The organism is Bradyrhizobium sp. Rc2d, from assembly GCF_900099855.1.
Classification (GTDB): domain Bacteria; phylum Pseudomonadota; class Alphaproteobacteria; order Rhizobiales; family Xanthobacteraceae; genus Bradyrhizobium.
On the sequence record NZ_FNCU01000001.1, the window covers coordinates 722,498 to 734,802 of the forward strand.

Annotated in this window: 8 protein-coding genes; 6 read left to right on the forward strand and 2 right to left on the reverse strand. The window is 63.9% G+C overall.

Annotated elements, in window-relative coordinates; all coding sequences use genetic code 11:
• Positions 1-12: 12 nt before the first annotated feature.
• Positions 13-1,956 (reverse strand): PrkA family serine protein kinase, encoded by a 1,944-nt coding sequence (locus BLV07_RS03385; protein ID WP_091879622.1) that lies wholly within the window; start codon positions 1,954-1,956, stop codon positions 13-15.
• Positions 1,957-2,763: 807 nt separating this feature from the next.
• Here BLV07_RS03385 and BLV07_RS03395 point away from each other — a divergent pair.
• Genes BLV07_RS03395 through BLV07_RS03420 form a run of 6 tightly spaced genes read left to right on the forward strand, consistent with a single transcriptional unit; the run spans position 2,764 to position 10,288 of the window.
• Positions 2,764-5,613: a bifunctional transaldolase/phosoglucose isomerase gene (locus BLV07_RS03395; protein WP_091879625.1), complete on the forward strand. Its 2,850-nt coding sequence runs from the start codon at positions 2,764-2,766 to the stop codon at positions 5,611-5,613.
• A 13-nt stretch (positions 5,614-5,626) separates the two neighbouring features.
• Complete coding sequence (gnd, locus tag BLV07_RS03400; RefSeq protein WP_091879628.1) at positions 5,627-6,625, forward strand: phosphogluconate dehydrogenase (NAD(+)-dependent, decarboxylating); 999 nt, start codon at positions 5,627-5,629, stop codon at positions 6,623-6,625.
• Positions 6,626-6,653: 28 nt separating this feature from the next.
• Positions 6,654-8,165, forward strand: coding sequence for a glucose-6-phosphate dehydrogenase (zwf, locus tag BLV07_RS03405; protein WP_091879631.1), 1,512 nt, complete (start codon positions 6,654-6,656; stop codon positions 8,163-8,165).
• Positions 8,162-8,911 (forward strand): 6-phosphogluconolactonase, encoded by a 750-nt coding sequence (pgl, locus tag BLV07_RS03410; RefSeq protein ID WP_176945313.1) that lies wholly within the window; start codon positions 8,162-8,164, stop codon positions 8,909-8,911. The genes zwf and pgl overlap by 4 nt, the downstream gene beginning before the upstream one ends.
• The gene (locus BLV07_RS03415; protein WP_091879637.1) at positions 8,898-9,428 is read left to right on the forward strand and encodes a gluconokinase; all 531 of its coding nucleotides are present in this window, start codon (positions 8,898-8,900) and stop codon (positions 9,426-9,428) included. Before pgl ends, BLV07_RS03415 begins: the two co-directional genes overlap by 14 nt.
• 47 nt (positions 9,429-9,475) lie before the next feature.
• A complete protein-coding gene (locus BLV07_RS03420; protein WP_091879640.1) occupies positions 9,476-10,288 on the forward strand; it encodes an HAD family hydrolase in 813 nt (270 codons plus the stop codon).
• A gap of 206 nt (positions 10,289-10,494) precedes the next feature.
• Here the strand turns inward: BLV07_RS03420 and BLV07_RS03425 are convergent, their stop codons facing one another.
• Complete coding sequence (locus BLV07_RS03425) at positions 10,495-12,294, reverse strand: glycoside hydrolase family 15 protein (RefSeq protein ID WP_091879643.1); 1,800 nt, start codon at positions 12,292-12,294, stop codon at positions 10,495-10,497.
• Between the last annotated feature and the right edge of the window lie 11 nt (positions 12,295-12,305).

Genomic DNA, 12,305 nt, shown 5'->3' on the forward strand with positions numbered 1-12,305 from the left:
GTCCCATCCGCCTTAACCGGCCTGCTTCACGCGCATGTACCATTCGACGAGCCGGCGAACCTGACGCTCGGTGTAGCCGCGCTCCACCATGCGTGCGACGAACTCGCCGTGCTTCTTCTCCGTCTCGCCGTCCTTCTTCGACCCGAAGGAGATGACCGGAAGCAGGTCCTCGACCTGGGAGAATATCCGCTTTTCGATCACGTCGCGAATCTTCTCGTAGGAGGTCCAGGTCGGATTCTTGCCAGCGTTCTGGGCCCGCGAGCGTAACGAGAATTTGACGACCTCGTTGCGGAAGTCCTTCGGGTTGGCAATGCCCGCCGGTTTCTCGATTTTCGTCAGTTCCTGGTTCAACAACTCGCGATCCAGCAGCTGGCCGGTGTCGGGATCCTTGAAGTCCTGATCCTCGATCCAGGCGTCGGCATAGTCGACGTAGCGGTCGAACAGATTCTGGCCGTAATCGGAGTAGGATTCGAGATAGGCCTTCTGGATCTCGTTGCCGATGAATTCGGCATAGCGCGGCGCGAGCTCCGCCTTGATGAATTCGAGATAACGTTTCTCGGTTTCCTCCGGAAGCTGCTCGCGGCGGATCGCCTGTTCCAGCGCGTACATCAGGTGCACGGCGTCGGCGGCGACCTCCTGCGGGTCGTGGTTGAAGGTCGCAGCCAGAACCTTGAAGGCGAAGCGGGTGGAGGCACCGTCCATGCCCTCGTCGACGCCGGCGGCATCGCGATATTCCTGGACGCTGCGCGCCTTCGGATCGGACTCTTTCAGGCTCTCGCCGTCATAGACCCGCATCTTGCCGAACAGGGTGGAGTTCTCGTGCTTGCGCAGGCGCGACATCACCGAGAACCGCGCCAGGGTCTCCAGCGTCGAAGGCGCGCAAGGAGCCGAGGCGAGCTCGGAACCCTGGATCAGCTTCTCGTAGATCTTCTGCTCTTCGGTGACCCTGAGGCAGTACGGCACCTTGATGACGCAGATGCGGTCGATGAACGCCTCGTTGTTCTTGTTGGCCTTGAAGCTCGACCACTCGGCTTCGTTGGAGTGCGCGAGGATGATGCCGGTGAAGGGGATCGCGCCGATATTCTCGGTGCCGATGTAGTTGCCTTCCTGCGTCGCGGTCAGCAACGGATGCAGCATCTTGATCGGCGCCTTGAACATCTCGACGAATTCGAGGATGCCCTGGTTGGCGCGGTTGAGGCCGCCGGAATAGCTGTAGGCGTCGGGATCGTTCTGCGCGTAGGTCTCGAGCTTGCGGATGTCGACCTTGCCGACCAGCGAGGAGATGTCCTGATTGTTCTCATCACCGGGCTCGGTCTTGGCGACCGCGATCTGGCGCAGCCGCGACGGCTGGATCTTGGCAACGCGGAATTGCGAGATGTCGCCGCCGAAGGATTCCAGCCGCTTGTAGCACCACGGGCTCATCAGGCCGGTGAGGCGGCGGCGCGGAATGCCGTACTTCTCCTCCAGCATCGGCCCGAGCTGATCGGGATCGAACAGGCTGAGCGGGCTCTCGAACACGGGCGAGAGTTCGTCGCCGGCCTTCAGCACATAGATAGGCTGCACTTCCATCAGCGACTTCAACCGCTCGGCGAGCGATGATTTGCCGCCGCCAACCGGGCCGAGCAAATAGAGGATCTGCTTGCGCTCTTCGAGGCCTTGCGCGGCGTGACGGAAGAAGCCGACGATGCGCTCGATGGTTTCTTCCATGCCGTAGAAGCCGGCGAAGGCCGGATAGGTGCGGATCGTGCGGTTCAAAAAAATGCGGCCAAGGCGTGGGTCCTTGGCCGTGTCAATCGTCTGAGGCTCACCGATCGCCGCTAGTAGTCGTTCGGCCGCATTCGCGTATTTCATGGGATCGCTTCGACACGATTCCAGATATTCCGCCATCGACATGTCGTGCTGGCTTCTCGCCTCGAACGACCGAGCGAAAGCATTGAATAGAGAATCGTTGTACATGATCCCTCTCCGCGTGAGTTCCGCTACAAGCTGAAACGAAAGCAGTTACCGGACCGTTCCTCAGGCCGTTTCGAATCAGCGTGAGCACATGACGATCATTGGACACCCGGGCGACGACTCGACGCAATGCACAACGTAGGCACTCGTTGAGTTACGAACAGGCACATGCCTGTAATTTGAGCGAATCTACATCCATATTGGCTCATTTCCAGGAAATGTCACTTGGTCGCAACATCCGGGCATTACCGGGGATTGGACCATCCGGCGCTGCAGCATAGCGATCTGCCAGCGGCGATCTTATGACGCTTGTACGGCGAAGCCTTGAGCGCCGCGTTCATCTTCCTGCTGCAATGCAGTGCATGGACCGTCGGCTGCGTGACCGTCGCGGCAAGAGCGCATCAGTGTACCAAAATCGGCCGCAAGGCCGGCGTCGGCTCAGCACGATCATCTTGTGGTCGCGACATTCTTCAGCAGAGATCTCTGCAATCAAATCCGACGGCAGAAATTCATTGCCGATGCGGAGGACTGTCAGTGACAGCGAGCACCACCATGATGTGCGTGCATGCTTCCCCCCGGGCCGGCTGGCGTTACGCAACGAAACCGCCGGCCGAGTCTTCCCAGCCAACGCCCTTTACGCAACACACCCACGGCCGCCTGGATCGCCATGATCGCGACGGAGTTACACCCGAGGGTATGACGCTTATCCTCTTGATTGGTTCCCTCCCGGGAGCATGTAGGCTAGAGGATATCGCGTCAGGACCGGCGCGGAAACCCCTCGCCCGCAGGCTTGGAGATTAAATAAACATCATGAATCCCGTCAAAGAACTGGAAAAGCACGGACAAGCCGTCTGGCTGGACTTCCTGGCCCGCGGCTTCATCGCCAAGGGCGACCTGAAGCGACTGATCGACACCGACGGCGTCAAGGGCGTCACCTCCAATCCCTCGATCTTCGAGAAAGCGATCGGCAGTTCGGACGAATATGACGCCTCGATCGGCAAGGCGCTGAAACGCGGCGACCGGACCGTGGCCGACCTGTTCGAGGCCGTCGCGGTCGAGGACATCCAGAACGCCGCCGACGTGCTGCGCCCGGTCTACGACCGCCTCAATGGAGGCGACGGCTATGTCAGCCTGGAGGTCTCGCCCTATCTGGCGATGGACACGGCCGGCACGGTCGCCGAGGCGCGACGGCTCTGGAAGGACGTCGATCGCAAGAACCTGATGGTGAAGGTGCCGGCGACGCCGGAGGGCCTGCCGGCGATCGAGCAGCTCATTGGCGAGGGCATCAGCATCAACATCACGCTGCTGTTCTCCAAGGAGGTCTATCTTGATGTCGCCGAGGCCTACCTCGCCGGCCTGGAAAAATACGTCGCGGGCGGCGGCGATCCGTCGCATGTGGCGAGCGTCGCGAGCTTCTTCGTCAGCCGGATCGACACCTTGGTCGACAAGCAGCTCGACGAGAAGATCGCCCGCGCCAATGACCCCAGCGAAAAGGAGCGCCTCGCAGCGCTGAAGGGCAAGGTCGCGATCGCCAATGCCAAGCTCGCCTATCAGGACTACAAGCGCCTGTTCTCCGGCCCGCGCTGGGAGAAGCTCGCGGCCAAGGGCGCCAAGCCGCAGCGCATGCTGTGGGCATCCACCGGCACCAAGAACAAGGACTACAGCGACGTCCTCTATGTCGAGGAGCTGATCGGCCCCGACACCATCAACACGATGCCGCCGGCGACGCTGGAGGCGTTCCGCGACCATGGCAAGCTGCGCGACACCCTGGAGGAGAATGTCGACGACGCAAGGCGCGTGCTGGAGGAGCTGGAGCGCTCCGGCATCTCGCTCGATGCGATCACCGAGGAACTCGTCAAGGACGGCGTCAAGCTGTTCGCCGACGCCGCCGACAAGCTCTACGGCGCCGTCGCCCATAAGCGCGCCGTCGTGCTCGGGCCCGCGCTCGACCGCCAGCTTCTCTCGCTCGGTGACGGGCTCGGCAAGGCCGTGGCCAAGAGCACCGAGGAATGGCGCGCATCCGCCAAGATCCGCAGGCTGTGGCAGCGCGACAAGTCGGTCTGGACCGGCACCGATGAGGACAAATGGCTCGGCTGGCTCGACAGCGCCGCCCAGGCCGACATCGCCGACTACGAGGACTATGCGGGCCGCGTGAAGGGCCAAAAATTCTCGGACGCCGTCGTGCTCGGCATGGGCGGATCGAGCCTCGGGCCGGAGGTGCTGGCCGAGACCTTTGGGAAAAAGCCCGGCTTCCCGAAACTGCATGTGCTGGATTCCACCGATCCGGCGCAGGTGCGGGCGATGGAGGCGAAGATCGACATCGCCAACACCGTCTTCATCGTCTCCAGCAAGTCCGGCGGCACCACCGAGCCGAACGCGATGAAGGACTATTTCCATGAGCAGGTTGCCAAGGCGGTCGGGCCGAAGGTGAAGACCGGCCATCGCTTCATCGCGGTCACCGATCCCGGCTCGTCGCTGGAGAAGGCGGCAAAGAAGCTGAACTACGCCCGCATCTTCCATGGCGAGCCCACGATCGGCGGCCGCTATTCGGTGCTCTCGCCGTTCGGCCTGGTGCCGGCGGCGACCGCGGGCATCGACGTCAAGACCTTCGTCAAGCATGCGCTCGCGATGGCCCGCTCCTGCGGGCCGGACGTGCCGCCATCCGAGAACCCGGGCGTACAGCTCGGCCTTGCCATGGGCCTCGCCGGCCTCGAAGGCCGCGACAAGGTGACGATCTTGTCATCGAAGAAGATCGCCGATTTCGGCGCCTGGGCCGAGCAGCTGATCGCGGAATCGACCGGCAAGGAGGGCAAGGGCCTGATCCCGATCGAAGGCGAGCCGCTGGGCGAACCCGCAATCTACGGCAACGACCGGTTCTTCATCGACATCCGCATCGACGGTGAGGCGGACGCCGCCCATGATTCCAAGCTTGCCGCGATCGAGGCGGCCGGCCATCCCGTGGCGCGCATCGTCATGAAGTCGATCGACCATCTCGGCCAGGAGTTCTTCCGCTTCGAGATGGCGACGGCCGTGGCCGGCAGCATTCTCGGCATCAACCCGTTCGACCAACCGGACGTGGAAGCGGCCAAGATCAAGACCCGCGAGCTCACTTCGGAGTTCGAGAAGACCGGCGCCCTGCCGGCCGAGGAGCCGGTGGTCAGCACCGATGAGGCCGATCTCTACACCGATGAGGCCAACGCCACGGCGCTGCGTGCCGCCGGCGCCAATGGCGACCTCACGTCTTGGCTGAAGGCGCATCTGTCGCGCTCGGGTCATGGCGACTATGTCGCCCTGCTCGGCTACATCGCGCGGGACAAGGCGACCATCGACGCGCTCCAGGCCATGCGGCTCGAAGTGCGCGAGAAGCGGCATGTCGCGACCTGCGCTGAGTTCGGACCGCGCTTCTTGCACTCCACGGGGCAGGCCTACAAGGGCGGACCCGACAGCGGCGTGTTCCTCCAGATCACGGCAGACGACGGCAAGGACCTTCCGGTGCCGGGCCAGAAGGCGAGCTTTGGTGTGATCAAGGCGGCGCAGGCGCGCGGCGATTTCGACGTGCTCACCGAACGTGGCCGGCGCGCGCTGCGCGTCCACCTCAAGGGCGGGCTCAAGAAAGGTCTCGTGGCGCTCAATGCGGCGCTTAACGATGCACTGAACTAAAGGAAGCTTTCACATGCAACTCGGCATGATCGGCCTCGGCCGGATGGGCGGCAACATCGTTCGCCGCCTGATGCGTCACGGCCATTCGACCGTGGTCTACGACAAGGACGCCAAGGCCGTCGCCGGCCTGGCCGCGGACGGCGCAGTCGGTTCCGCGACGCTCGAGGAATTCATCTCGAAACTGGAGCGGCCGCGCACGGCCTGGGTGATGCTGCCGGCGGGGCGCATCACCGAGACCACGATCGACACGATCGCGGGCGTGATGCAGGCTGGCGATGTCATCATCGACGGCGGCAACACCTTCTGGCAGGACGACGTCCGCCGCGGCAAGGCGCTGAAGGAGCGCGGCATCCACTATGTCGACGTCGGCACGTCAGGCGGCGTCTGGGGCCTCGACCGCGGCTATTGCATGATGATCGGCGGCGAGAAACCGGTGGTCGACCGGCTCGATCCGATCTTCGCCGCACTGGCGCCCGGTGCCGGCGACATTCCGCGCACGCCGGGGCGCGATGGCCGCGATCCCCGCATCGAGCAGGGCTACATCCATGCAGGCCCCGTCGGGGCCGGCCATTTCGTCAAGATGATCCATAACGGCATCGAATACGGCTTGATGCAGGCCTATGCCGAAGGTTTTGACATCCTCAAGAACGCCAATATCGAGGCGCTGCCGGCGGACCATCGCTACGATTTCGATCTCGCCGACATTGCCGAGGTGTGGCGGCGCGGCAGCGTGATCCCGTCCTGGCTGCTCGACCTCACCTCGACGGCGCTCGCCGATAGCCCGGCATTGTCGGAATATTCCGGCTTCGTCGAGGATTCCGGCGAAGGACGCTGGACCGTGAATGCGGCGATCGACGAGGCGGTGCCTGCCGAGGTCCTGACCGCGGCCCTCTACACACGTTTCCGTTCCCGCAAGGAACACACCTTTGCCGAGAAAATTCTCTCCGCGATGCGCGCAGGGTTCGGCGGTCACAAGGAGCCGAAGCAGCCCGGCGCACCGAAGCCGAAGTAAAACCTACTCAAGCGAAGGCCGACAATTCGTGACAAAAGACCCGCAGCCAAAGCGCAAGCCGGAAAATTGCGCCTTCGTCATCTTTGGCGTGACCGGCGACCTGACCCATCGGCTGGTGATGCCATCGCTCTACAATCTCGCCGCCGAAGACCTTTTGCCGGAGAAATTCTGCGTCGTCGGCGTGGGTCGCAAGGCTCAATCGGATGGCGAGTTGCGTGACAGCCTGATGAAGGGCCTGCGCGAATTTGCAACCCGCCCGGTCGACGACGACGTCGCAAAACAGCTGCTGCAATGCGTGACTTTCGTCGAGGCCGATGCGAAGGATCCGCCCTCCTTCGATCGCTTGCGCGAGCATCTGGATTCGCTGGAATGCGCGCGAGGCACCGGCGGCAACCGGCTGTTCTACCTCGCGACCCCGCCCGCGGCTTTCGCGCCGACCGCGCGCGAGCTCGGACGCACCGGCTTGACGAAGCAGAACGGCGCTTGGCGGCGGCTGGTGATCGAGAAGCCGTTCGGCACCGATCTCGCCTCGGCGCGCGCGCTGAATGCCGAACTGCTGAAGATCATGGACGAGCACCAGATCTACCGGATCGATCATTATCTCGGCAAGGAGACGGTGCAGAACATCCTGGTGCTGCGCTTCGCCAACGGCATGTTCGAGCCGATCTGGAATCGCAACCATATCGACCACGTCCAGATCACGGTGGAGGAGAAGCTCGGCGTCGGCCACCGCGGCGGCTTCTACGATGCCACTGGTGCGCTTCGCGACATGGTGCCGAACCATCTGTTCCAGCTGATGTCGCTGGTGGCGATGGAGCCGCCGAGCCGCTTCGACGCGCATTCGGTCCGCTCCGAGAAGGCCGAAGTGCTCACCGCGATCCAGCGGCCGAGCGAAGAAGAAGCGCTGAAGAGCTCGGTGCGCGCGCAGTATCTCGCGGGCCGCGTCGGCGACGAGGAGATTCCGGACTATCGCACGACGGCGGACGTCAAGCCCGGCAGCACCACCGAAACCTTTGTCGCGCTGAAACTGATGATCGACAATTGGCGCTGGGCCGGCGTGCCGTTCTATTTGCGCACCGGCAAGGCGCTGGGCCACAAGCGCACGGAGGTCGCGATCAAGTTCAAGCAGGCGCCGCTGTCGATGTTCTCAGGCACGACAGTCGACCGCCTGTCGCAGAACTTCCTCACCATCGGCATCGCGCCGACCGAGACCATCGAGCTCCAGTTCAACGCCAAGATCCCGGGACCGAGCGTCACCATCGACGGCGTCGAAATGAAGTTCCGCTATGGTGACTATTTCCGTGCCGATCCCTCGACCGGCTACGAGACGCTGCTCTACGACTGCATGATCGGCGACAACATCCTGTTCCAGCGCGCCGACGGTATCGAGGCGGGATGGCAGGCGGTGCAGCCGTTCCTGGACGCCTGGAAAAGTGCGGGCACCAACGGCATCGAGACCTATCAAGCCGGCAGCGATGGCCCGGCCTGCGCGGACGAACTGCTCCGGCGCGATGGACGAAGCTGGCGGAAGTACTCGTGATGACGGCCGAGCAGCCGAAGCTGATCGTCGCGGCCGACGCCGAGGCGCTGGCGCAGACCGCGGCCGAACGGGTGATGGCGCGGATCGCCGCCAACCCCGCGCGCATCGCAATCTGCCTTACCGGCGGCTCCAGCCCGAAGAAGCTCTATCAGTTGCTCGGCAGCGATGCCTGGCGCGAAAAAATTCCGTGGGAGCGCGTGCACTGGTTCATCGGCGACGAGCGTTTCGTGCCGGAAAGCGATCCCCTCAACAACATGGCAGTGGCCCGCGCGGCATTTCTTGATCGCAGTGCCCCCGCAGGCCATATCCACCCGATCCCGACCACGACCGAAAATCCCGATCGCGCCGCCGAGGCCTATGCGCGCGAGCTGCAAGCCTTCTACGACGCGGACCGGCTCGATCCGGCGCGGCCGCTGTTCGACATGGTCCTGATGGGCGCGGGGCCGGACGGCCACACCGCCTCACTGTTTCCCGGCTATCCCGAAATCGAGGAGACCGAACGCTGGGTCATCGGGGTGCCCAAGGCCAATGTCGCGCCTTTCGTGCCGCGGGTCTCGCTCACCTTGCCCGTTCTGGCCTCCTGCCGCGAAATGCTGTTCGAGATTGCCGGGCACGACAAGCAGGCGATCTTGACGCGCCTCCTCAATGGCGAGACTCTGCCGGCGTTACGCGCGCGCTCGAATGGTGAGACCGTCTGGCTGGTCGACCAGGACGCGCTTCCGGAGGGAATTCGTGGCGGGCGTTGAAGCACCTTGTGCATTGATCGTGATGGGCGTGTCTGGCTCGGGCAAGAGCACGATCGCGGAAGCGCTCCGCCAGCGCCTTGGCTGGCGCTTCGAGGACGGCGACAGCTTTCATCCCGCCAGCAATGTCGAGAAGATGAAGGCGGGCCATCCGCTCACCGACGAAGACCGCTGGCCCTGGCTCAACGCCATCGCCGACGAGATCGCACGGGTCTGCGGGCGCGGCGAGCACGTCATCATCGCCTGCTCGGCGCTGAAACACGCCTATCGTGACGTGCTGCTGCGTGGTCGCGACGACGTCCGCTTCGTCTTCCTGAAGGGCACCAAGGAGCTGATCGCCGAGCGGCTCGCGCACCGCAAGGGTCATTTCATGCCGCCCGAGCTGCTGACCAGCCAGTTCAACACGCTGGAGCCGCCGGAAGCCGGCGAGCACGCCATCACCGTCTCGATCGACGAATCCGTCGAGGCGATCGTGGACGGCGTGGTGCGGCAATTGAGGTTGGGTGGGGCCAGGCGCTGAGGCCAGGAAGCTGAACCTTCAAGAAACCTGAACCTTAAGGTCATGCCATGACGAAGATCTCACTGGTCGTCTCCGACGTCGACGGCACGCTGCTGACCAAGGACAAGACGCTGACGGAGCGTGCGAGGTCTGCCGTGCAGCGGCTGCACCAGGCGGGCATCGGCTTCACCATCACCTCCAGCCGGCCCGCGATCGGCATGCGCTTCCTGATCGAGCCGCTGGCGCTCTGGCTGCCGGTCGGGCCGTTCAATGGCTCCTCGATCGTCGATCCCGAGATGAGACCGGTCGAACAGCACCTCATCGCAGCGGGCGCGGCCGAGCGGTCGTTGCGAATCCTGCGCGAATTCGGCGCCGACGCGTGGCTCTTCACCACCGACAAATGGCTGATCGACAATCCCGAGGGCAGCTATGTCGCGCATGAGCAGCGCACGATCCGCGCCGATCCGACCATCGTGACGGATTTTTCGCCGTACCTTGCGAGCGCCTGCAAGATCGTCGGCGCCAGTGCCGATGCCGCCGGCCTCGAGCGTTGCGAGAAGGCGATGCAGGAGGCGCTCGGCAGCGAGGCCACCGCGGTGCGCTCGCAAACCTACTATCTCGACATCACCCCGCCCGGCTTCAACAAAGGCACCTTCGTGCAGGCCATTGCCAAGCGCGTGGGCATTGCGACCGAGGCCGTCGCGACCATCGGCGACATGCAGAACGACCTCGCGATGTTCCGCGTCAGCGGCGTCTCGATTGCCATGGGCAATGCCACCGACAACGTCAAGGACCACGCCACCCACGTCACCGCGACCAACGAGCAGGATGGTTTTGCCGAGGCGATGGAGATGATCTTGAAGCTGAATGGGGTTGGTTAAGGGGGCTGCCGCTCGTTCACCTCTCCCGTTTGCGGGAGAGGTCGCCGCGTAGCGGCGGGTGAGGGCTTTCTCCTCGTGGGGATTGTCCCATTGTGGAAGCACCCTCTCCCCAACCCTCTCCCGCAAGCGGGAGAGAGGGGGCGCACCTCCGCCCTGGCAGCGATCAAGCCGCATTTCACCGCACTTGGCACTGTTACGCGCTCACCTTACTGCGACCGCTGCACGGCCGGCTTCTCGCTCTCCCGCCTGGCCGCCGACAGATTATGTGCGGTGTTGATCAGTGCGATGTGGGTCAGCGCCTGCGGGAAGTTGCCGGTCTGGCGCCGCGCCACGGAATCGTATTCCTCCGCCAGCAGCCCGACATCGTTCGCGATGCCCACCACGCGATCGAACAAGACTTGCGCCTTGTCGATATTACCCGACAGCACATGGGCATCGGCCAGCCACAGCGTGCATGCCAGGAACGCGCCTTCGAGCGGCGGCTGACCCGCAGGCACCTCGCGCGGATCGTGCCGCAGCACGAAGCCGTCGTGCATCAGGCCTTTCTCGACAGCAGCGATGGTGCCGCAGATGCGCGGATCGGCCGCCGGCAGGAAACCTACCGCCGGCAGCAGCAGCACGCTGGCATCGAGCAGCTTCGTGCCGTATGACTCGACGAACGTGTTTTCGTCCGCGTCGAAACCGTTGTTGCAGACGTCGCGATGAATGGCCTCGCGCAAGGCCCGCCAGTGCAGCAGCGGCGCCTTGAAGCCGAAGGTCTCCGCACTCTTGATGCCGCGGTCGAAGGCGACCCAGGTCATGACTTTGGAGAATACGTAGTGTTTGGGCTGGCCGCGGCGCTCCCAGATGCCGTGATCGGGCCGGTCCCAGACCTCGGCGAGATGATTGAGCACCGCGCATTCCAGCGCCCAGCTCTGCTCATCGAGCTTGAGCTTGGCCATGCGCGATTGATGAAATACATCGATCAGCTCACCATAGACGTCGAGCTGGAGCTGCGCATGCGCGGCATTGCCGATGCGCACCGGCCGGGCGCCACCATAGCCGCCGAGCCAGCCCGCCTCCCATTCCAAGAGCCGCCGATGGCCCCAGATGCCGTACATGATCTGCATGTTCGAGGGCGAGCCGGCGGCGGCGCGCAAGAGCCAATTGTGCCAGGCCAGGGCTTCCTCGGTATAGCCCGAGTTCATCAGCGCAAGCAGCGTGAAGGTGGCATCGCGCAGCCAGCAGAAGCGATAGTCCCAGTTCCTGCTGCCCCCGAGCTTTTCCGGCAATGAGGTGGTGGGTGCCGCCACGATGCCGCCGGTCGGGGCGAAGGTCAGCGCCTTCAGCGTGATCAGCGAACGTACGATGAGATCGTGATAGCCGCCGTCGCGAGTGCAACGGCTGCACCAGTCGTGCCAGAATCTTTCGGTCTCCTGGAGCGCGATCTCCGGGTCGATCGGCGCCGGCGGCTCGATGTGCGAGGGCCCGTAGGTCAGCACGAAGGGTATGGTCTGGCCGGACGTCACCTCGAAGTCAGAAACCGTGGTCAGATCTTCGCCGCGGGTCTCGACAGGCGTGCGCAGCACAATCATGTCCGGGCCGGCGATTGCCATCAGAGAATGATCGATCCGCCGCACCCAGGGAATATCGGCGCCGAAGCCGAAGCGGATGACGAGCTGCATCCGCATCTTCACCGCGCCGCTGATACCGCGGACCAGCCTCACGATGTCGGATGCCTTGCCGCGTGGCGGCATGAAGTCGATCAGCGCGACGGTGCCGCTCTTCGTCTCGATGCGGGTTTCGAGGATGAGGGTATTGCCGAGATAGCGGCGGGACGTAGCGGTGACATCCACGTTCGGTGCGATCAGCCAGCGACCATTCTTGTGCGTGCCGAGGATCGCGGCAAAGCAGGCGTCGGAATCGAAGGCCGGCCAGCACAACCAATCGATCGAGCCGTTGCGCCCGACCAGCGCCGCGGTCTCGCAGTCGCCTATCAGCGCATAGTCCTCGATCCTCTGAGACAATGTCGTTCGAG

Excerpts from the sequence above, each read along its gene's own strand:
- BLV07_RS03385 (WP_091879622.1), bottom strand. The coding sequence starts at position 1,956 with ATGTACAACGATTCTCTATTCAATGCTTTCGCTCGGTCGTTCGAGGCG.
- BLV07_RS03395 (WP_091879625.1), top strand. The coding sequence starts at position 2,764 with ATGAATCCCGTCAAAGAACTGGAAAAGCACGGACAAGCCGTCTGGCTG.
- gnd (WP_091879628.1), top strand. The coding sequence starts at position 5,627 with ATGCAACTCGGCATGATCGGCCTCGGCCGGATGGGCGGCAACATCGTT.
- BLV07_RS03420 (WP_091879640.1), top strand. The coding sequence starts at position 9,476 with ATGACGAAGATCTCACTGGTCGTCTCCGACGTCGACGGCACGCTGCTG.